This window comes from Paracoccaceae bacterium (assembly GCA_033344815.1).
In the GTDB taxonomy this organism is placed as follows: Bacteria; Pseudomonadota; Alphaproteobacteria; order Rhodobacterales; family Rhodobacteraceae; genus Roseobacter.
Window position 1 is genome coordinate 252,309 of sequence record JAWPMR010000001.1, and the last position, 20,676, is coordinate 272,984.

The following is a 20,676-nucleotide window of genomic DNA, read 5'->3' on the forward strand; positions in this document are numbered from 1 at the left end:
CTTAGAGCCGGTAGACCCGCTTTGCGGTGTCATTAAATATGAGTTTTTGTTGTGGTTTGGTGAGGCTGGATGCACCCTTTTGAAAGGCTGCGAATAGCTCCGCGTAGGTGGTCCAGATTTTTTCGATTGGAAAATTGGACCCGAACATGCAGCGTTTCGCCCCAAAGATGGCCACGGTTTCGCGGATCATATCCGCAATCAGCGCCGGATCGTTTCGATGCACAAAAGTGCCAAAGGCGGACAGCTTGCTCACCACATTCGGACATTTCGCAAGCTTTTTCATCTGCACACGCCAATGCTCCCACCCTTCCGGGCTGAGATCCGTGAGCATACCGGCATGTTGCAAGATAAACGTGACCTCTGGGCATGCATTTGCCAGTTCGATCGCCCCATCCATTTGGTCAGGAAAGACTTGCAGATCAAAACTCCAGCCGTATTGCGCCAGATGTGCGATGTTCTTTTGCACAACCGGGTCACGGGCGACATCGCCATGGGGCGCGAAACGGTACATCGGCTTTTCGTGCCAGTGCAATTGCTGGCGAATCCCGCGCATCAGAGCAAAGCCTTCGAGCCTATCCAGCTGTGGGCGCACATCATCGACCCGGAAATCCGCATAGCCCACAATGCCGTGCGGCCAGCCATGTGTGTCCGCCACCGATTGGACCCAGGCGACTTCGTCCACAAACCAATTAGGACTCCAGTTGGCCTGCACATAGACCGATTTCGTAATCCCCGTCTCCGCGATATCCGCCAAATATTCGTCGATTTCATAGTCCCGCATGATGCTGCGGTAGCTGCCAAAAATGCGCGGCTGTTCGGGGCCCAGCAGCCAGGGCAGATCTTTTTGCAGCCAGATATGGTGGTGTGCGTCGATCATGCGGCTCTCGCTAAGTTAAGGATATGGGTGGTGATGGCCTGTGTGTCCGAGCCGTCGCCGAGGGTATGGATGTGTGGCAGGATCGCTTTGAGCGCGTCCGTTTTAGGCGCGAAGTCCTCGGATGCCAGCGGTGTCAGCCAATCCACGCGCCAGGCCATCCGCGACAAACGGCTAACAGCTTCGATCATCGCATCAGGCGCGCCACGCTCTAACCCGTCCGATAAAACCACCACCGCAGCCCCGCGCGCAAACCCCGCGTATCGTGGCACCGCGAGGTAGGCGAGCAGCGCATCGCCAATCCGGGTTCCGCCATCGAAATCGGCAACAGCTTGCGTCACGCGTGTCAGCGCCATGGCGCGATCCGCAGGTCTCAATGCCGTGGTGATCCGGGTCAACCGCGTGCCAAGCGTGAAAACCTCGGCGTGATCTGCCGCCTGCACAAGTGCATGCGCCAGCCGCATCGATGCATTGGAGCGATCCTTCATCGAGCCGGAGACATCCACCAACAGCAGAACACGCCGTTGGCGGGTTTTGCGCTTGGTTTCAAACAGATGGATTACCTCGCCGTCACGTTTGGCGGCCTCTTTCAGAATGCGGCGCATATCCATCGCGGTGCCATTCTTTGCGGATTGATTGCGATAGGACAGCCGTCGTGGCAAGGCGCGCGGCGCTTGGCGCGCAAATTGTTGCAAGGCGGCCTCCCCGCCTTGATCGGACAGGTCTCGCTGACCCAACCGTTCGCTTACCGTGGCTTCGCCGCCAATTTCTGACTCCTCATCGGGAGCCTCGACATCTTGCGTATCGCCTGTGGGCTCATAGGCTTCCACCGCAACATCGTCATCTTCTTCGATTGGCGCGGCCACGGTCTGTCCTAAAAATACCGCGCGAAAGAGCGCGTCATACTGCCCACGCCGCTCAGGCTGCACCGAAAACACAGCCAGCCCGCTGCGGTAAATATCATCCATGTTGCGCGGGCCCAAAACACCCACCGCTGCAATAAAACCTTCGGTCTGATCCGGTGACACCGCAAAACCGGCGCGCCGCAGGGCTTGGGCAAAAGTAATAAATGGCTCCAAGGCTCGGGGCAGCGTCATGCGGCTTCCCCCGGCAAGATACCCTCTAGGCGGGGAGCCATGTAAGTCAGGTCATCGTGATCCTTGAGCGCCACACCAATGGCCCGTGCAAACGCCTCTGGCCAGCGCACGCCTTGCGTGTTCAAAAGCGTGGCGGCTTCGGCCCACTCGATTGTTTCAGCCACGCCGGGTGGTTTCGCCAATGGTTCCGCACGCAATCTGTTCACCGAACCGACAACGGCGACGGCTGTCGCATGGGCCACCGATGAGGCCCGCGCCATCACGATTTCCGCCTCCAACGCGGGGTCCGGATAGTCGATCCAGTGATAAACGCAACGCCGCCGCAACGCTTCATGCAAGTCGCGCGTCCGGTTGGATGTCAGCACCACAACCGGGGGGCGCACGGCGCGCACTGTCCCGGTTTCCGGGATTGAGATGGTAAAATCCGACAGGAATTCCAACAGGAAAGCTTCAAATTCATGGTCTGAACGGTCGATTTCGTCGATCAGCAGCAGTGTATTGCCGGGATTTCGCAGCGTTTCTAACAAGGGGCGTTGGAGGAGAAAATCTTCGGCGTAAAGGTTGACCGGGTCTTGATCTGCCTGCCGGATCGCCAGCAATTGGCGTGGGTAATTCCATTCATAAAGGGCCGCAGCCGCATCAATACCCTCATAGCACTGTAATCGGATCACGTTGCGCCCCAAAACGCCCCCAAGAGCTTTGGCGGCTTCGGTTTTCCCAACGCCCGGCGCCCCTTCCAGCAACATCGGTTTGCCAAGTGCCAATGACAAATATGCCGTCGTCGCCAAGGCATCATCCGCGAGGTATTGCGCCGCCACAAGCGCCTGCTGCAACGCTTCGGGCGAAGAAATGCCCGCGATATTTGACTGGACCGCCACTTAGCGCACGGCCTGGGGTTTTGCGCCGCCCAGGGCCTGAATGCCGCGCAGAACCTTCTCGGGCGTGATCGGCAAGGCATCCACCCGCACGCCCACCGCATTGTAAACGGCGTTCGCAATCGCGGGCAAAACCGGGTTCGCGCACATTTCACCGGGCCCTTTACCTCCAAAAGGCGCATCCTCTGCGGGGCGTTCAAGAACGGCGATGTTATGGGGCACCACCTCGCCCGGTCCGGGCATCAGGTAGGTGTTGAAGTCTTCTGGCCCGTGATCGCGCACCGGATAATAGGGTTCGGTCGTTTCATACAGCGCGTGCGACACGCCCATCCACGCCCCGCCAATCAGTTGTTGTTCCACCAGTTTAGGGTTCAAGGCGCGGCCCACTTCGTAGGCGGAATTAATCTGCGTGACGGTGACTTCACCGGTTTCATCGTCCACCGTCAGATCGATCACCAAGGCGGCATGCGCGAAACAGCTGACCGGGGTCATTTCGCCGGTTTCCGGATCGGCTTCAGAAGGCGGAATGAGGAATATCCCGCGCCCGGACAGAGTCCGTCCCTGTTTGAATTGCGCCGCTATGGCGGTGTCCGCGACTGAAATGGACCGGGTTGGCGCCCCTTTGACGTGGATATTGCCCAGACCGTCCGTATCCAGATCAGAGGCGTTGACCTCCAATTCTTCTGCCGCCGCTTCGAGCATCTGCTGGCGCGCCTCGCTTGCCGCCCGGATGACCGCGTTGCCGACGCGGTGCGTGCCGCGCGAGGCAAAGGAGCCCATATCATGTGGGCCGGTATCGCTGTCGGCGGTGTCCACATAGACATCCTCGACCGGTACGCCGATGGTTTCCGACGCGATCTGGCGGGTTACTGATTTCATGCCCTGCCCTAGATCGATTGCTGAGAGGGCCACCATGAATTTGCCATCCGGCGTCGAATGTACCAGGGCTTGAGACGGATCGCCGCCAAGGTTCATGCCAATGGGATAGTTGATGCAGGCAAAGCCGCGTCCTGTATGGATGGCCATGGCTATCTCCTCCTCGAACCGGACAGGAACCGCGACACGCCCGGCTTGTTCACACCGCGCGCAAAGGGTTTTTTGGGCGTGTAGGGCTCGGCCTGTTCTGGTGGTGGCGCCGAGTCGGCCGGTTCCGGGTCTGGTGGCGCATAGCGATAGGCGGGGGGTGCGGCGGCCGCAACAGATGGCACGGCCGGTGCTGGGGGTGTGGGTGCCAGACGGGGCGGTGTAATCGCGCCAGGAGGAGGCGCAGGTGCCGGATCGAGGGTCCCCCCCACGCCACTGCTGATTTTATGTCCAATCCGCTCCGCTGCGATCTGCATGTCTTCTCGCTGCACCGGTGCGGCCACCACGGCCTCCGATGCAGTTCCTGCCGGGACGCGCCCCGTGCTTTGTTGGGCGGGGGCTGTTAAGGGCGCGCGACCCGCCCGGCGTTCTGCGATCTTGCCTTCCTCGTCTGTAGCCGTCTCGGGGATTGCAACGCGCTCCGGCGTGCCCCCCCCCGTCAGCGAGGAGGCCGCCTGCGCTTCAGCCGATATTGCCCAACCTGATTTGCCCGCCGCCACTTGGCAGCATTCGATCAACGCGGTGTTTTTCGCGACCCGCCGATGCGCTTTCATGTCGCCATCGCGATAGGCGTTTTTGATGCGCAGATCGATTGGGTTCATTCCAATCGTTTCCGCCACCCGGTCCATTTGAACCTCGATGGAAAAATCAACGCCGGTAATCCCGAACCCGCGCATCGCCGTGGCGGGCGTGCGGTTGGTGATACAACAATAGACGTTCGAGCTTACATTGGGGATCGTATACGGCCCCGGCAAATGCCCGGTTCCCTTTATAATCGCATAGGAACTGAGGCGAATATATGCGCCGCTGTCAAAAAAGCCGGTGAATTCGCGCGCAACGATCCGCCCGTCATTCATCACCCCGTCTTTGATCCGCCAGCGTTCGGCACCCCTTGGCGCGCCCACCTGCATCTCTTCTTCGCGGTCCCAAGCGAATTTCACCGGCCGACCCGTTAGTACCGCTCCTAAAACGGCCGTGGGCTCCACGATGGAATCTACCTTGCCGCCAAAGCCACCCCCTGCTGTGCCACCAATGAAGTGAAGCCGCGAAGATGGGATATCCAACAACTTCGCCGTGGTCCCAAGAGAGAAAAACAGCGCTTGCGTGTTGGTGTGACATACAAAACGACCGTTTTGTTCCGGGGCCGCAATCGCCCCGCAGGTTTCAATCGGGGCCTGTTCGATGGGCGACATCTGGTATTCGGCTTCGATGATGTGATCGGCCTCGGCAAAGCCCTTTTGCACATCGCCAAAACGCAGCTTTTGGTGATCATATTTACCGTGATAGTCAAAGGTGTTGTTGGGATAGACCTCATTCACCACAGGGGCGTTTGGCGTCAGGGCTTCCTCCGGGTCGAGCACATGCGGCAGAATTTCGTAATCGACCTGCACCCGCGCTACGGCATCACGCGCCAATCGTTCGGTATCTGCAATGATCCAGGCCACCGTCTCGCCCTTGTAGCGAACCTTGTCATGCGCGCACATCGGTTCATCATCGCGACCAAATCCGATCAGCGACAGCAGCGTGTTGAGATTATTGGGAACATCCTTCGCGGTTGCGACGCGGCGCACGCCGGGCATGTTTTCCGCAGCCGCGGTATTGATCGATCGAATACGCGCATGGTGATGCGGCGACCGCACAGCGCGCATATGCAGCAGACCGTCAAAAAGATGATCGTCATAATACGGGGTTCGACCCGTGACATGCCCTAAAATATCCTGCCTTATCGTAGGCTTACCGATCTCTTTTAATGTATCATCGCGTTCGTCAGCAAAGAGGTCTTTGCGAAATTCGATGGGCATCACGCGGTCCTCCCTTGCAGGCGGGCGGCAGCGGTCAGGATTGCATCAATAATCGGCTCATACCCCGTACAGCGGCACAGATTACCGCTGATTGCTTCAGCCACGTCTTCGCGTGTTGGGTTCGGGTTGGCGGCCAGCAAGGCCTTGGCGGACATCAACATGCCTGCCGTGCAAAACCCGCATTGCGCGGCAAAACCTTCCATGAAAGCGGTTTGCAAGGGGTGTAATTCCGGCCCATTGGCCAGACCGCCTGTCGTCTCAATGGCCTTGCCGTCCGCAGCCTCGGCCAGCGTCAGACAACTCAGGCGAACTTCGCCGTCAATCAGAACGGTGCATGCGCCACAGGTCCCTTGACCGCAGCCATGTTTGGGCGTCAAATCCCCTGCCCCGCGCCGCAGAACGTCCAGCAGGTTCGCGCCTTCATCGACAAAAAGAGCTGCGTCCGCGTCGTTCAGTTTAAATTGAATGGGTCGTTTGGCCATCCTCAGCGCCCCCCGTTTAAAAGAAGACGTTTCAAATGCACTGGGGCGACTTCGCGACGATACCATGCGGTGGCCAGTGGATCGTCTTGTGGCTGCAAATCCTGCGTGCAGACCACGAGCGCCGGCGCAATACCGGCTTCATCGAGCGATGCGTTGTTCAGCGCCGCTTCAGCCACCTTGGCCCGCAGCGGTGTTGGGCCCATCGCGCCAAAAGCCAGCCGCGTGTTGCTGGGACGCGCCACACCGGGGAGCCACGCCGCAATGGCCATGACGGAGATCCCTTTAGGCTTTACGCGACTGACCTTGGACCAGCGAAACTCGCCCGTATTGGGGCGCGCGATGGTCACCGCCTGCACCAACCCGCGCGCATTAGCGCGCCCGGCAAAGAAGGTTTCTATCGTTTCACTACGCCCATCCGCCCAGATCACCTCAGCGTCCAGTGCAAGCAACGCCGTGGCCAAATCACCGTAAGGATGCGGCGCAAAAAGATTCCCCCCGACCGTCGCCATATTGCGAATGGCAGGTCCCCCAATCTGACGCGCAACGGGGTGCAAGAAATCCAGATCCCGTGCGGACAGCACATCGCACATGGTCGCGCCGGCGCCAATGCGGATGCGCGCACCTTCTTGCTGTATGCGGGCATCAGGCTGCGTGACGCGCAGGATCTTATCAAACCGCTGATCGCCATAGTTGACGGCCCGCATCAAAAGCGTCCCGCCCGCCAGAAATTGCGATGTAGCCCCCACATGCGCGGCGGCCTGCGCCAAGGTTGGATAGGTCTCTACGCTCAACATCAATTCAACCCCATATGTGACCGGATCGCGTCGAACCCGGCTTGGTAAATGTCATTGCCCACAAGTGCCGCCATGCCCTCGGCTTGCCCCGCGGGCGTGTCGAACTTTGACTCCCACTCCCAGAACGTCTGATCGCCGTCGGTGACGGGCACCAGACGCACATGGGCGACGTAGTTGAACAGCGGAATTGGTGTCTCCAACAGGCAATAGCTGAACGCCGTTTCCATGTCCGAGAGGGTCAAAAGCTGTTCGCGCAATTCCGACCCATCCTCGAGGTGAAACTTGCGTACACATCCCACGCGGTCCGCGTCGCGGCCCCGTTCAATCTGGCTGTCAGCGACAGCAGGATGCCAGCGATCATGCCCGTTAAAATCGCGCAGTTCTTCCCAAACCGCCTCGATGGGTGCGTCCAGAACGGTGCTGCGGACCACGTGAACCATATCAGCCCCCGAAATGCCGTTTGAGCGCATCAAACCCGCCCTGAAACACATTGGTCCCAATGCCTGCGACCAAATCGCTCTCATCCTTGGGATCGCAGGAAAACTCGGCGGACCATTCCGCAAAACACCGGGTGCCGTCGGTCACTGGCGTCAACCGAAGTGTCGCCACATAATCCGACAGCGGCATGGGCCCTTCGAGCATGCTGTAGGTGCAAAACATGTCATAATCGCTCAGCCCCAACAGTTGCTCGCGGATCATGTCACCCGATTGCAGGTTGAAATTTCGAATACATCCCACCTTGTCTGAGGGCAGCGCGTCCTCAATCCGGCTGTCTCGGATGCGCGGATGCCACTTGGGCAATGCATTGAAATCACGTACTCTTTCCCAGACGGATTCCGCGGACGCGTTGATCACGCTTGATACAAAAACGCGTGCCATTACTTGTCATCCTTCTTTTGCTGAGCCTTGGCGCGCGCAATCTCGGATGTGGACCGGGACATGTCGGATGCATTGCGAAAGATGTCCGACTTGGCGATGTTGGAGCCATCGATCCCGATGTCGGTCAACAAGCTGTCCACAAAGGGCGCTTGCACGCGGTAGCGCAGCGCTGAATTCATCACCTCGTCTGTGGGGCTCGCTCCGCCTCCTCCACCGGAGCCGCCATCCCCGCCCCCATTGGCCCAATCCAGCCCTTGGGTACCGGAGCCACCTAATTGCATGATCTTGATGTCGTTGATCTTTTCCAACGGCTTGGCCGAAGCTGTGACGATACCTTCGACATGTTCCAGCATCTTGCGTTTGAACAGGCTGTGGCGGGCCTCGTCGCTGAGAACATTTTCGGCCTCGTTAATTAGGCGCGCGGCCTCCGCTTCGACTGCGGCGCGGACCTTCTCGGCCTCGGCTGCAATGCGTTTTTCTTCAGCTTGCAGTTCGGCAGCAGTTACGCCCACGACCTTTTGACGAGACGCAATTTCCGTGTCAGTAGCCGTCTTGACCTTCTCGGCAGCGGCAACTGCACGCGCACGCGCATTTTCGGCTTCCACGGCGGCAGCACTTTCATCCAACGATTTCTGATATAGCGCTATGGCCTTTTCCATGCTGGCCTCTTCGACCGCTTTTTCGCGGGCGATTTCCAAACGACGTCGTTCGGTCTGATGCCCAATGCGTGCATCATCCAATCCTCTCTCGGAGGCGATCTTGGCGCGCTCTACGTCCTCCTGGCTGGTGATTTCGGCCTCGCGCAACGCTTGAACGCGCGCGATTTCCAACTGCTCCAACACCTTTTTGCGCTCCAGCTTCTTGGCATCGATTTCCTGCTCGGCCAGAATGCGTTCGGCATCAACTGTTTTCTCTTTGACCACACGGGCCGCCTCAACCGCCTCATCAGCGGCAATTTGGGCGGCATCCAATGCCTTGTTACGGGCGATCTCAAGATCGCGGATTTTCTGATCCCGCGCGATTTTATCCGCAGTGGTTTCGGCTTCTTTCTCAATGCGTTGGCTTTCCACCAAGCGGCGTGAACTGATTTCAGCGGCCTCCACCGCCTCGTTCTTCTCGATCTCGCGCGACCTCACTTCGGCCTCTTTCTCGATCTCAGCCGCCCGCGTCCTGGCCTCTTCGGCAATCCGCGCCGCGTTGACGGTTTCCTGCGCCGTCAAGTTGGCGACATCAACCGCGCGATTTTTGGCGATCTCACGCTCCCGCATGTCCTGCTCATAGGCAATGCGTTCGGCGGCAACTTTCTTTTCCTTGGCAATACGACCGGCCTCGATGGCTTCGGCTTTGGCCGTTTCAGCCTTGGCTAACGCGCGGGTGCGTGCAACATCGCGTTCTTCTGTTTTCTCCTGCGCGTCGATGCGTTGAACCGCCAAAGCACGTTCCTGTGCAATCCGGGATTTCTCCACCTCTTCTCGCGCAGCAATCTCGGCTTCTTCCACGGCGCGATTGCGCGCGATTTCCAACCCGCGAATACGCTCTTCTTGCGCAATGCGTTCCTTCGACGTTTCTTCATGCGCGGCAATCTCGGCACGATCCAGCGTTTTACGTTGCTCAATCTCCAAAGCCCGTGTCGTTTGCTGGGATGCGATCCGTTCAGCGGCCAGCGCTTTTTCTCTGGCAATCCGGGCAGCTTCTGTCGCTTGCTGCGATGCAATCTCGGCCTCTTCAAGCACCTTCTGGCGCTCGATCTCCAACTGACGCGTTTCCTTATCTGAACTGATCCGCTCGCGGCTGATGGTCTGCTCCTGTGCGATGCGCAACCTTTCCGAGGCTTCGCGTGACGCAATCTCGGCCTCCTCAATGGAGAGGTTCCGCGCAATCTCCGTTTCGCGGGTGGAACGCTCCAATTCGATCCGGGCCTGCGTCACTGCACGTTCCTGAGCAATACGCGCCTTTTCAATCACTTCCTTGGCGGAAATGTCGGCTTCATCAACGATGCGCTGGCGCTCGATTTCTTTGCTCTGGGTTTCCTGATCTCTGGCGATCCGCGCCTCGGTCAGGGTTTTCTCTTGTGAAATACGCGCCTTTTCTATCGTTTCCTTGGCGGCGATATCAGCAGCTTGCGTGTCTTTTTCCGATTTGATCCGCGTCTCAGTCAGGACGCGTTCTTGCGATATTCGCGCCTTTTCCACGGTTTCGCGGGTTGCGATTTCGGCCTCATCGATCACTTGCTGGCGCGCAATCTCCTGCTGGCGGATCTTGCGCTCTGAAGCAATGCGGGCTTCGGCGATCTGTTCATCATTGGAGATGCGCGAGGTTTCAATGGCCTCTTTGGACAAAAGCGACGCCTGTTCCGCCTCCTTCTCCCTCTCCGCCCGCTCGCGCGTCAGTTCCGCGCGTTGTTGGGCACGTTGGAATTCGATGTCGCGTTCCTGATCCAGTCGCGCGGATTCGGACTCTCGTTCAATATCCAGTGACTTGCGTTCTGCTTCCAGATTGCGTTCGCGGATTTTGATCATCGTGTCCTGCTCGATGTCATTGCGCAGTTTGCGGCGCTCTTCCACGGCAGCAATCACCGATGTCAGGCCCTCGGCATCAAACCGATTGGAAGGATTAAAGTACTCAATATCCGTCTGATCGATGTCCAAAACAGCAACGCTTTCAAGTTCCAGACCGTTGGCGTTCAACCCCTCCTGAGCGACCTCAATCACACGGTTGAGGTAATCGTTGCGCTGCATATGCAGCTCTTCCATCGTCATTTCGGCCGCCACTGTGCGCAGCGCCGAAATGAACCGACCCGACAGCAGTTGATGGATACGTTCCGGCTCCAGCGTGCGGCGCCCCAGCGTCGAGGCGGCCAATGCAACAGAGGCCTTTTCCTGTTTGACCCGCACGTAGAAAGACGCATCCACGTCCACCCGCATGCGATCCTTAGTGATCAGCGCGTTTTCCCGCTGGCGCACCAGGTTCATATCAAGCGAGTTCATATTGACCGGCGTGATGTCGTGAATGATCGGCCAGACGAATGCGCCGCCATTGATCACGACCTTCTCGCCCAGGAAACCCGTGCGCACAAACGCGACTTCCTTGGTTGAGCGGCGATAGAGCCAGTTCATCACCCAATAGAGGATGAAAACGACGATTACCGCCATGATCAGCCATAAAATCAGCTGTCCAATCAGTTCTCCGGTCATGGTGTTTCCTCCTTCGGCTTAGCGGCCGATTTCCTTGAATCTCTTGGTTTGTGCGGTCAGCGCGACCTCGGTCGGCAAGCGTTCCATTGAGGATGCGCCGTAAAATCCGTGGCAGTATTTTGTATTTTTCAAAACGAATTCCGCGTCTTCGGGCATAGCAACAGGGCCCCCGTGCACCAACACGATGGCGTTCGGGTTCACGTCCAGCGCCGCCTTGGCCCATGCATCCGTCAGCGCCGGTGCCTGTTCCAGCGTGCAGCCGGTTTCCGCGCCAATTGATCCACCCGTTGTCAGGCCAAGATGCACCACGATGATGTCGGCTCCGGCTTCGGCCATGGCCTTTGCATCCGCTTCGCTGAACACGTAAGGCGTGGTCAGCAGGCCCTTTTTATGGGCGGCGGCGATCATGTCGACTTCGAGTTGATAGGACATGCCCGTTTCTTCGAGGTTGGCACGGAAATTACCGTCGATCAGGCCTACAGTCGGAAAGTTCTGAACGCCGGAAAAGCCGGCATCCGCCACCTGATCCAGAAACTTATCCATCAAGCGAAATGGATCTGAAGCACAGACCCCAGCGAGAACGGGTGTGTGTTTGACCACCGGCAGCACTTCACCGGCCATTTCCATGACCACGCCGTTTGCATCCCCATACGGCATGAGCCCGGCAAGCGATCCACGCCCTGCCATACGGTAACGTCCGGAGTTATAGATCACGATCAGATCAATGCCGCCCGCCTCTTCGCATTTCGCCGACAGCCCCGTGCCAGCACCACCGCCAATGATGGGTTCGCCGGCATCACGCATGGCTCGGAAATTCTGCATTAAAGTGTCGCGGTCGATCATGGATCAGGCTCCTTTCGCCAGGCGAGGTTGCGTGTGAAGCGACCGGAAAGTCTTGATCACAAGCGCTGAAAATTCAGGGTCATTGATGTTGTGAGGCGTGCGGATCAATTGCCGGTTTGCCGTTGTGCGTACGGTCTGTTCGAGTGTCTCAAACAGGGCTCTATTCGCATCCGGATCCCAAAACGGTTGGTCTGGCGCATCCAGTGCTGACACGCCGCCCTCGGGTAGGAAAAACCGCACCACACCGTTCATATTGTTGATTTTTTCACCGATGAACCGCCCCATTGCGACGTTTTCGTCCACAGTCGTCCGCATCAGCGTAATCTGCGGATTGTGTTCGTAGAACAATCGCCCTTGAAATTTGGCAGGCACGGTTTCGGGCGCATTAAAGTTCACCATGTCGAGCGCACCGCAAGACCCGATGAAAGGCAAACTACTTTGTGCAGCGGCATCGAAACGAGTCTCATTGGCCGCAAAAACACCGCCCGCGACCATGTCGCAAACCTCGGTTGTGGTCAGATCAAGCGCCCCTGCGAGCATGCCCGAGGACAGCAGTTTTTCCATCGACCGTCCGCCTGTCCCGGTCGCATGGAACACAAGGCAATCGTAGTCGCTTTCCAGATCCGACACGATTTGCTGCACACAAAGCGTGGTCACGCCGAACATGGTGATCCCGATCGCGGGTTTGTCTGTTTGCGCGGCGCGCGTCTGTTGGCGGGCTTTGGTCATGCCAGCGATGGCATGCGCCGCATTCCCAAGCACCTCGCGGGTGATCGAATTGAGCCCCTGCACATCCGCCACAGAATGCATCAGCGTAATGTCTGAAGGCCCCACGTATTGTTCGGTATTGCCGCTGGCGACGGTCGATACGATCAGTTTCGGGACCCCGACGGGTGGCACGCGGAACCCAGGGGCCACAAGCGCTGTACCGCCAGACCCGCCTGCCCCGATCAGCCCGGCAACATCGTGCCGTCCCGTCATCCAACGTTCAAATGCCACCGTCATGCCCGCCACGGCCGTGCCACGATCACCCGTGAAGACGGCCGCGGAACCGCGCGGGTGAAAACCCGCGATTGCATGGGGCGGTACCTCTGCGCCCGACGGTTTGCCAGAGGTGGACAGATCGACAAGCGCGACCTTCACACCCTGGCCTATGATGATGTCACGCATAAAGCGCAACTCGTCTCCCTTGGTATCAAGCGTGCCGCAGACATAGACCGTGCCGCTTTTTGCAGCATCCACACGCACCGGTGCAGCCTGTTGAACACTGGCAACCTGCGTCACCGTGCGGGCAGAAGTTTCAATGACATGCACCGGCACCGGCGGGGTCCAACGTGTCGGCACCTTGGGATTGGAAAGATACAGCTTCACCGGGCCTTTGTGGTGTTTTTCTTCCGTGGCAGGCGTTGCCGTCTGACCCGGTTCAGGCGTTTCATCATGCGCGTGGCGTCCAACGCCCAGAAGCGCCTGTTGCAAATCGCGGTCGGCGGCCAAGACACCTGCGTCCATGCTCCGGTTGATCTTGCCATTGACCATGATTGCGACCTGCTCAGCGACGGCACACGCCACGCCGATGTTTTGTTCGATCACCAGAACGTCGATGTCGCCTTCTTGACCAAGTCGGATCAACATTTCCTGTACTTGCGTGACAATCACCGGGGCGAGGCCTTCGGTCGGCTCGTCCATCACCAGCAGTTTCGGATTCAGCAACAGCGCGCGTCCAATGGCCAGCATTTGCTGTTCACCGCCCGACAATTGGCCACCGCCATTTGATTTACGTTCAGCGAGGCGCGGAAAAACCGAATAAATCCGCTCAGGTGTCCAACTGCCACCCTTGATTGCCACCAGCCGCAGGTGTTCATCAACCGTCAAAGATTTCCAGAGCCGCCGCCCCTGCGGGACATAGCCAATGCCCAGACGGGCGATTTCTGCGGGCCCAAGACCGGCCAGTGATTGACCATTGAAGCTGATTGAACCGGCGGCGGTTGGTTCCAACCCCATGATCGCCTTGCACATGGTGGTTTTGCCCATGCCGTTACGCCCGACCACGGATAAAACGCCATGCTCCAGCGTCAGGTTCACCCCTTGCAGCGCGTGGGACTGGCCGTAATAGACGTTGAGGTCTTTGATTTCCAAAGTTGGGCTACTCATCTTCGCCGCCCCCCAGATAAAGCGCCTGCACTTCTGGATCCTCTTCGATCTCGGCGGGTTTGCCCTCTTTGAAAATGCGCCCGTTGTGCATCATCGTCACCATGTCAGAGACGCGCAGCGCCACATCCATGTCGTGCTCAATGATGATGTAGCCGACATGGGCGGGCAGCCCGGTCAGGATTTCAATCAATTCCGTCCGCTCCGTTGGGCTTAGCCCGGCCGCAGGTTCATCAAACAGGATAAAGCGCGGCGCACCGGATAACGCCATCGCGATCTCGAGTTGGCGCTGTTGGCCATAGCTCAAGGTGCTGACCATCGAGTCCTGGACATCGTCCAGATGCACCATATGCACCAGATCCCGCGCGGTCGCCATCAGCGCGTCATCATAGCGAGGCCGTATCAGGGAAAACCGCCCGCGCGAAACGCCCCGGCAGGCCAGATAGACATTGTCGATCACGCTGAGACCGTGGAACAGCAACGAAATCTGATACGTACGGCGCAACCCCCGCCGAATCCGTTCCTGTGCAGGAAAAGCAGAGACGTCCTCGCCAAAAAACCGGATGGCCCCGGTTGAGGGCGGGAAATCCCCGGTGATGCAATTGAACAGGGTCGTTTTTCCGGCCCCGTTTGATCCAAGTACCGCGTGCCTTTCACCTGGGTGTACGGTCATGTTGATATCAGCGAGCGCCACCAATGCGCCAAATTTCTTGGACACATTGCGCAATTCGAGTGCGAATTCGGTACCGGTCGATTTCATCCGGTCAGAGACATTTGGTACGGCAGCACTCATGGCGATGTACCAGTATCGCGCCCTGTCAGCGGGTCTTTTTGCCGGCTGTCTTTCAGGCGCTTCCACAGGCCCAGAAGGCCATCCGTTGAAAACAGCACGATGATCAGAAAGCCTAGGCCGATCAAAAGCTGGAATCGTTCACCGGACAAACCAAGCGCGATCAGCACATCAATGGCAAAGGTCTTGAGCAGAACATAGATAAAGGCCCCAAGAAACGCGCCGATGGGGTGCGACATCCCACCAATCACTGCGATCACAAGAATGTCTATGGCTGCTTGGATGCCCACCGTTCCGGGCGATATCTGTGCAGATTGCCAGGTCAGAAGGATGCCACCGACACCAGCAGGGATCGCCGCAAGAGCGTAGGCTGCGACCCGGTGCGCGGTTACATTGTATCCAAGCGCTGCCATCCGGCGCGGGTTATCGCGCACCCCTTGCAGGGCCAAACCAAACGGCGCGCGCGAGATATAGAGCACGGCGAGATAACTCAGGACCGCAAAGAACAGCGTCATGTAATAAAACGCCTTGGGTCCGCGCCAATTCACCCCAAGAAGCTCTGGCGGGAACACCCCGTTGAAGCCCTGAAACCCATTGAAGAGATCGTAATTTTGCCGCGTGAAATAGAAAAATGCCGCTGCGATCGCGAGGGTAATCATGATCGTATAAATGCCCTCAGTGCGCACGGCGAGCCAACCGATTGCGGTGGCAAACAGGACCGTCAAAAGCAACGCGAGCGGGATGGTCAGCCACCAGGGCATGCCCATCGAAATCCCAGTGATGGCGCTGTCCCCGAAAATCGCAACGAGGTATCCGGCAAAACCCGCAAACGTCATCTGCGCCAGACTGACCATGCCGCCGTACCCGCCCAGAAACATCAAGCTCAGCGCGATCATGCCTAGAATGAAGGTCCAGCCAAAAATCTGGTACATCACGAAATTCGACGCAAAACTGGGGATGATCAGTAGTAAGACACCGCCAATCCAATAGGGTGCCGGAATGCGTTCGACCCATGTGCGATGATCACTGTTCTGTGCCGTATGGTTGTCTGCAACGGCCATATCAGGATTTTCCCATCAGGCCTTGGGGGCGGAAAGCCAGCACGATCACCATGATCAGAAAGGTCAGCACCACAGCGTAGGTCGGGAAATAGACAGAGCCAAACTGTTCCGCCAGGCCGATCAGCAGCGCACCCAAAGCGGCACCCGGGATCGAGCCCATGCCCCCCACGATCACAACCACAAGCGAAGCCAGCAGAAAACGAATGTCCTCTCCCGGTGCGACGGATTGGAATGTGCCGCCGACAACACCCGCAATCCCTGCCAACCCGGCCCCAAAGGCAAAGACGGCAACAAACACCAGTTGGATACGTGATCCGGTGGCTGACAACATGTCACGATCATCAACGCCTGCACGGATCATCATGCCGATCCGGGTTTTGTTTAGCGCAAGCCACATGCCAACACCGACAACCACAGAGGCCACAAAAATCACGATGCGCACCATAGGGTATTTCATGTAAATCAGGTCACCCGAGGAGCGTTTTACGCCTGTCACGAAAAACGTTTCCATCGGGCCGGACAGCCACGCGGGCGGCGAAATATTGAAGAAATCCCCCCCAAACCCCCAAAGCATCAGATCAGCCATCACGATGGAAATACCAATGGTCACAAGAGTTTGGCGCAAATCATCGCCCTCCATACGGCGAAAGATCAGGATCTGCAGCAAGACGCCAAAGAACCCGACGACGACAAAGGCCACCGGGAACGCCAGAAGCCAATATCCGGTTGCATCCGCGACAAAAAAGCCAACGTAGCCACCCAACAAATAGAGCGAGCCATGCGCCAGATTAACATTCCGCATCAGCCCGAAGATCAGCGTGAAGCCGGAAGCCACGAGGAAATACAGCCCGCCCAAGGTGATGCCGTTAAAGAGCGCGTTGAGGAATACTTTTTTACGACCAATGACGTCGATCAACTCTGGCGGCCAGATCGCAAAAATCAGCCAAAGCAGAACGACCGATACAACAGCCAGCACGGCTGTCCACACCGGGTGGCTATTTGCGAAAGCTCTCACAAATATCCCCAAAGCACAGCGCTACCGCGTGCAGACAGGCTGCAATACACACAGGTCAATGATGTCCTCCCAACGCGCCGCTTTGAGTTGGCAAAATACGGCGTCTGTGATGTCAGCGTAGTGCGAGAACCGCTATCCCGGCATACCTGAAAGTCTTGTGGGTTGGCCCATCATCGCAAAAGTGGAGCCGCTCACATGCGCGACCCTGCGGTATTCGCTCGGGGCGATGCCCACATTGGACGAAAAGAAGCGTGTGAAGCTGGCCTGACTTGAAAAGCCCAGATCAAACGCAATATCCGTGACGGTCTTTTCGGTGGTCAGCAGATCGTCAATTGCCTGTTCAGAGCGCAGCGTGTTCATGTAAACGCTCGGCGTGACACCTAGCTGTTGTTTGAACAATTTGAAAAAATGCGGCCGCGACAGACCGACCGTGCGCGCCAGCTCTTCCATCTCGACATCTTCGGTCATGCGCTCCTGCATCACGCGCAGGGATTTGCGCACCCGAAAGTCGCTGAAACGATCACTGACATTGCACATCTGGGTGGCATTTGTGGTTTTCCACGACCAGTCAAAGCATTCGCGCGTCAGGCAATACAGCAGATTGTCGAATTGAGAATGCACCTCCTCTTCCAAAAGATGTGCGGTCAGACGCTTGATCAGATCCGAGATCGCCGGGGTAATTCGCAGCCGCGTCGATCCGAAATTCAACGCATATTCGGCAGAAACGCTGTTTTCCAGAAACCACATGGGTTTGATATAGAGCGTCAGGCAAATGGTTTCGCCGTTTTCGACCTGATTATAGCTGTGCGGCGCCCAAGGGCTCACCGCAGTGGCGAATTCCGGGTTGTTTGGATGCGCTTCATCAGAAACAGTCACCGTGTTCGGTGTCCCGTCTATGTAGAAGATCAGATGCCCCTCCCGGTGGGCATGCGTAATAATCGGCTTGTTGAGTTTATAGAGAGCGGCACGACCGAACTCCCCATGTGAAACTGCGATTGCATGGCTCATGATGTCCTCCCAAACATCAGATCGCGCCTCTTGCGCGGGCGCTTGTCTGGCCCACAGTGCCGCACGAGTCAGGGGCACCTGGCAAGTACGTCGGGCCAAAAATCATACTTTGGGTTACTTCAAGAGATGCTGGGTGTGATCAAAAACGGCTCTCAAGGCGCGGTATATGCGGTTTTTATGGTCGTAAAAAACTCACGGGCATGGCTGCCTTGTTCGCGGGGGCCATAACTTGAGGCTTTGCGTCCGCCAAAGGGGACGTGATAGTCCACACCCGCCGTTGGCAGGTTCACCATGACCATTCCGGCTTCTGCTTTACGCTTGAAATCACTGGCATATTTCAGGCTTGTCGTACAAATCCCCGCTGTAAGCCCAAAGTCACAATCATTGGCGACATGCAGCGCTTCATCATAGTCCCGCACGCGGATCACAGAAGCCACGGGGCCGAAAACTTCCTCCTTGTTGATGCGCATGTCCGGGACTGTTTCCGTAATTAACGCTGGCTCAAGAAAGAATCCGTCAGTCTCACGCGAAACGCGCGCGCCACCCCCTCTAAGCGAACCACCCTGACGGCATGCAACTTCAATATACTCCAGATCCTGCTCTAACTGAGTCGCGTCAACCACTGGACCGATCTGCGTATCGGCATTCAATGCATGGCCCACTTTGAGGTCTCGCATCCGCTCGCTCAGCGCATCAACAAAGCGTCCATGAATGCCCTCGGTTACAATCAATCGCGATGACGCGGTGCACCGCTGGCCCGTTGAGAAGAACGTACCGTTCAGTGCCGCGTCTACTGCCACATCAAGATCCGCGTCATCCAAGACAACAAGCGGGTTTTTACCCCCCATCTCAAGCTGCATTTTGCGCATATGGGTTACGCAAGCCTGCGCCACCCGCGCGCCTGTGGCCTGCGACCCAGTAAAAGTGATCGCATCAATGCCCGGATCATCCAACATGGTTTGACCCACCACGGAGCCAAGACCCATCAAGAGGTTGAGCACCCCATCTGGCAGTCCAGCGCGGTGCAGAATATCGGTAATTTCCCATGCGGTTGCAGGCACCAGTTCTGCAGGTTTGAACACTATAGTATTTCCGAAACACAGCGCGGGTGCGATTTTCCACGCGGGGATTGCCGCAGGAAAATTCCACGGTGCAATGACCCCGATGACACCGACCGGCTCGCGGGTGATCTCAATCCCAATGCCCGGGCGCACGGAGGGAACGACCTCTCCCATCAACCGCAACGCTTCACCCGCAAAGAAGTGGAAAATCTGGCCTGCACGCGTGATTTCAGCGATACCTTCGGACAGGATTTTGCCTTCTTCACGGCTCAACAGCGCACCGAGCTCTGTTTTTCGGGCGAGAATTTCATCACCGGCGATTTTCAAGATATCATGGCGTTGCAGTGGCGTGGAAAAGGACCACGCGTCAAATGCCGCTCGCGCTGCGCGCACCGCAGCCTGTGTTTCGGCCACCCCAGCCTGAGCGTATTCATCAATCACATCTGAAATGTCGGAGGGGTTTATGTTTTTTGTACTGCTGGAGGTCACTACCCGGCTTCCCCCGATGAAAAGCGGCTTCAAAATACAGCCTCCATGATTTCCATGACGTCGCCACCGCCCGAGCGCGCGGGGAGCGTAAGCCGATCCGAGAGGTTGCTGGCAACCCTTACCATATCACTGCGGACCACGCCCAGTTCGGACAGAGATTGCGGCATCTGAATGCCCATGAGCAGTTTTGCCAGGCCTTCCGGCAAATGCGTTTCTTCCTCAAAGTTCAGCATTTTCCGTGCCAGGTCGCGCTTGTCTTCCGTCGCGTCCTGAGAACGCAACACGCCCGGCAACAGCAAACCAGCAGCAAGATGCGCGTTCAGGTCACCATTGTGGATCGCCTTCAGAGCCTCGCCAATGACCTGCGCGGGTCCGACGCCCTTTTGCTGGCACAACATCGCGTTGAACGCGGCTGCCATCAATTCGCGGCGCACCTCAAGGGTTTCATTCCTCAGATGCGGCAACATCTGCGCGACCCTGTGCAAACCATCCAACGCCATTCCGTCAGCGGGTGGATTGAACGCCGTCGACAGGTAAGCCTCAAGGCATTGCACCAGAGTGGTGACCGCAGCACGCGCACTCACCGCCGGGTCCGCGCCAAGTGTCACAGTTGGATCACAGATCAGTATCGTCGGCAGTCCCATGCGAATGGATAAATCAGACGGGAGCTCTCCGGGTTCACACCCTTTGCGGCAGGGTCCCGGCAACCCATCAACGCCAGGTATCGCAAAGAGATCAATGCGAGCTTTGGACGGATGATCCTGCTGCAGAACCTGACGGCATTTTCTGGCGTATTCGATCGCTCGCGCCGATCCATAAGCGATCAGGACATTGGGCTGCTTGTAACTGGCAAGGGCCCGAACCTCCGATGCGGCATCCGACTTACGGGTATGCGCCGGGATCGCATAGTGCACCGGCTTGTATCCCCTCGGAAAACTGGAAAACAACCGCTCGCTGAATTCGCTCCCCGTCTCGGCCACATCGCTGATGACCAAGGGCGCATCAAAATGGTGAGTTTCCAATTCTGACCGGAGGGCCTCTTCAAGGACTCCATCGGCAAAATGGGCGCGCACAGGATATGTTATCAGCGTCATGATCAAGCACCGCTGGCAGGGAAGGTCAAATTTGAAAAAAGACAGTCAGGCGACGTAAAACGCCGCCCGACCATCAGGGAGAAACCA

18 protein-coding genes are annotated in these 20,676 nt (G+C 57.7%); all 18 read right to left on the reverse strand.

The features are described 5' to 3' along the window. Nucleotide 1: 1 nt before the first annotated feature. On the reverse strand, nucleotides 2-877 hold the full coding sequence (locus R8G34_01200; GenBank protein ID MDW3221500.1) for an amidohydrolase family protein: 876 nt from the start codon (nucleotides 875-877) through the stop codon (nucleotides 2-4). Next, nucleotides 874-1,971 (reverse strand): VWA domain-containing protein, encoded by a 1,098-nt coding sequence (locus R8G34_01205; protein ID MDW3221501.1) that lies wholly within the window; start codon nucleotides 1,969-1,971, stop codon nucleotides 874-876. The genes R8G34_01200 and R8G34_01205 overlap by 4 nt, the downstream gene beginning before the upstream one ends. Next, nucleotides 1,968-2,849 (reverse strand): MoxR family ATPase, encoded by an 882-nt coding sequence (locus tag R8G34_01210; protein MDW3221502.1) that lies wholly within the window; start codon nucleotides 2,847-2,849, stop codon nucleotides 1,968-1,970. The genes R8G34_01205 and R8G34_01210 overlap by 4 nt, the downstream gene beginning before the upstream one ends. Then, nucleotides 2,850-3,872 carry a molybdopterin cofactor-binding domain-containing protein gene (locus R8G34_01215; GenBank protein MDW3221503.1) on the reverse strand — a complete coding sequence of 341 codons (1,023 nt, stop codon included), beginning with the start codon at nucleotides 3,870-3,872 and terminating at the stop codon, nucleotides 2,850-2,852. Nucleotides 3,873-3,874: 2 nt separating this feature from the next. Continuing rightward, entirely contained in the window at nucleotides 3,875-5,731 is a 1,857-nt protein-coding gene (locus R8G34_01220) for a molybdopterin cofactor-binding domain-containing protein (protein ID MDW3221504.1), read from the reverse strand. Further along, the gene (locus R8G34_01225) at nucleotides 5,731-6,213 is read right to left on the reverse strand and encodes a (2Fe-2S)-binding protein (protein MDW3221505.1); all 483 of its coding nucleotides are present in this window, start codon (nucleotides 6,211-6,213) and stop codon (nucleotides 5,731-5,733) included. Before R8G34_01225 ends, R8G34_01220 begins: the two co-directional genes overlap by 1 nt. A 2-nt stretch (nucleotides 6,214-6,215) precedes the next feature. After that, a complete protein-coding gene (locus R8G34_01230) occupies nucleotides 6,216-7,007 on the reverse strand; it encodes an FAD binding domain-containing protein (GenBank protein MDW3221506.1) in 792 nt (263 codons plus the stop codon). Continuing rightward, nucleotides 7,007-7,447, reverse strand: coding sequence for an SRPBCC family protein (locus R8G34_01235; protein ID MDW3221507.1), 441 nt, complete (start codon nucleotides 7,445-7,447; stop codon nucleotides 7,007-7,009). Before R8G34_01235 ends, R8G34_01230 begins: the two co-directional genes overlap by 1 nt. 1 nt (nucleotide 7,448) lies before the next feature. Continuing rightward, a complete protein-coding gene (locus R8G34_01240) occupies nucleotides 7,449-7,886 on the reverse strand; it encodes an SRPBCC family protein (protein MDW3221508.1) in 438 nt (145 codons plus the stop codon). After that, nucleotides 7,886-11,080, reverse strand: coding sequence for a flotillin domain-containing protein (locus R8G34_01245; protein ID MDW3221509.1), 3,195 nt, complete (start codon nucleotides 11,078-11,080; stop codon nucleotides 7,886-7,888). The genes R8G34_01240 and R8G34_01245 overlap by 1 nt, the downstream gene beginning before the upstream one ends. 18 nt (nucleotides 11,081-11,098) lie before the next feature. Then, entirely contained in the window at nucleotides 11,099-11,923 is an 825-nt protein-coding gene (locus R8G34_01250) for a phosphoenolpyruvate hydrolase family protein (protein ID MDW3221510.1), read from the reverse strand. 3 nt (nucleotides 11,924-11,926) lie between these two features. After that, nucleotides 11,927-14,074: an ABC transporter permease gene (locus R8G34_01255; protein ID MDW3221511.1), complete on the reverse strand. Its 2,148-nt coding sequence runs from the start codon at nucleotides 14,072-14,074 to the stop codon at nucleotides 11,927-11,929. Then, the gene (locus tag R8G34_01260; protein MDW3221512.1) at nucleotides 14,067-14,864 is read right to left on the reverse strand and encodes an ABC transporter ATP-binding protein; all 798 of its coding nucleotides are present in this window, start codon (nucleotides 14,862-14,864) and stop codon (nucleotides 14,067-14,069) included. The genes R8G34_01255 and R8G34_01260 overlap by 8 nt, the downstream gene beginning before the upstream one ends. Then, nucleotides 14,861-15,922, reverse strand: coding sequence for a branched-chain amino acid ABC transporter permease (locus R8G34_01265; protein MDW3221513.1), 1,062 nt, complete (start codon nucleotides 15,920-15,922; stop codon nucleotides 14,861-14,863). The genes R8G34_01260 and R8G34_01265 overlap by 4 nt, the downstream gene beginning before the upstream one ends. Nucleotide 15,923: 1 nt before the next feature. Further along, complete coding sequence (locus R8G34_01270; GenBank protein MDW3221514.1) at nucleotides 15,924-16,937, reverse strand: branched-chain amino acid ABC transporter permease; 1,014 nt, start codon at nucleotides 16,935-16,937, stop codon at nucleotides 15,924-15,926. 132 nt (nucleotides 16,938-17,069) lie between these two features. Beyond that, nucleotides 17,070-17,945: an AraC family transcriptional regulator gene (locus tag R8G34_01275; GenBank protein MDW3221515.1), complete on the reverse strand. Its 876-nt coding sequence runs from the start codon at nucleotides 17,943-17,945 to the stop codon at nucleotides 17,070-17,072. A 152-nt stretch (nucleotides 17,946-18,097) separates the two neighbouring features. After that, nucleotides 18,098-19,495, reverse strand: a complete 1,398-nt coding sequence (locus R8G34_01280; protein MDW3221516.1) for an aldehyde dehydrogenase family protein — start codon at nucleotides 19,493-19,495, stop codon at nucleotides 18,098-18,100. Nucleotides 19,496-19,524: 29 nt separating this feature from the next. Beyond that, on the reverse strand, nucleotides 19,525-20,589 hold the full coding sequence (locus R8G34_01285; GenBank protein ID MDW3221517.1) for an iron-containing alcohol dehydrogenase: 1,065 nt from the start codon (nucleotides 20,587-20,589) through the stop codon (nucleotides 19,525-19,527). Nucleotides 20,590-20,676: the final 87 nt, after the last annotated feature.

What these genes read in the sequence shown, in the direction of transcription:
- R8G34_01250 (MDW3221510.1), bottom strand. Translation starts at nt 11,923, where the DNA reads ATGATCGACCGCGACACTTTAATGCAGAATTTCCGAGCCATGCGTGAT.
- R8G34_01200 (MDW3221500.1), bottom strand. Translation starts at nt 877, where the DNA reads ATGATCGACGCACACCACCATATCTGGCTGCAAAAAGATCTGCCCTGG.
- R8G34_01240 (MDW3221508.1), bottom strand. Translation starts at nt 7,886, where the DNA reads ATGGCACGCGTTTTTGTATCAAGCGTGATCAACGCGTCCGCGGAATCC.
- R8G34_01215 (MDW3221503.1), bottom strand. Translation starts at nt 3,872, where the DNA reads ATGGCCATCCATACAGGACGCGGCTTTGCCTGCATCAACTATCCCATT.
- R8G34_01285 (MDW3221517.1), bottom strand. Translation starts at nt 20,589, where the DNA reads ATGACGCTGATAACATATCCTGTGCGCGCCCATTTTGCCGATGGAGTC.
- R8G34_01225 (MDW3221505.1), bottom strand. Translation starts at nt 6,213, where the DNA reads ATGGCCAAACGACCCATTCAATTTAAACTGAACGACGCGGACGCAGCT.
- R8G34_01230 (MDW3221506.1), bottom strand. Translation starts at nt 7,007, where the DNA reads ATGTTGAGCGTAGAGACCTATCCAACCTTGGCGCAGGCCGCCGCGCAT.
- R8G34_01255 (MDW3221511.1), bottom strand. Translation starts at nt 14,074, where the DNA reads ATGAGTAGCCCAACTTTGGAAATCAAAGACCTCAACGTCTATTACGGC.
- R8G34_01265 (MDW3221513.1), bottom strand. Translation starts at nt 15,922, where the DNA reads ATGGCCGTTGCAGACAACCATACGGCACAGAACAGTGATCATCGCACA.
- R8G34_01245 (MDW3221509.1), bottom strand. Translation starts at nt 11,080, where the DNA reads ATGACCGGAGAACTGATTGGACAGCTGATTTTATGGCTGATCATGGCG.
- R8G34_01235 (MDW3221507.1), bottom strand. Translation starts at nt 7,447, where the DNA reads ATGGTTCACGTGGTCCGCAGCACCGTTCTGGACGCACCCATCGAGGCG.
- R8G34_01220 (MDW3221504.1), bottom strand. Translation starts at nt 5,731, where the DNA reads ATGCCCATCGAATTTCGCAAAGACCTCTTTGCTGACGAACGCGATGAT.
- R8G34_01205 (MDW3221501.1), bottom strand. Translation starts at nt 1,971, where the DNA reads ATGACGCTGCCCCGAGCCTTGGAGCCATTTATTACTTTTGCCCAAGCC.
- R8G34_01260 (MDW3221512.1), bottom strand. Translation starts at nt 14,864, where the DNA reads ATGAGTGCTGCCGTACCAAATGTCTCTGACCGGATGAAATCGACCGGT.
- R8G34_01275 (MDW3221515.1), bottom strand. Translation starts at nt 17,945, where the DNA reads ATGAGCCATGCAATCGCAGTTTCACATGGGGAGTTCGGTCGTGCCGCT.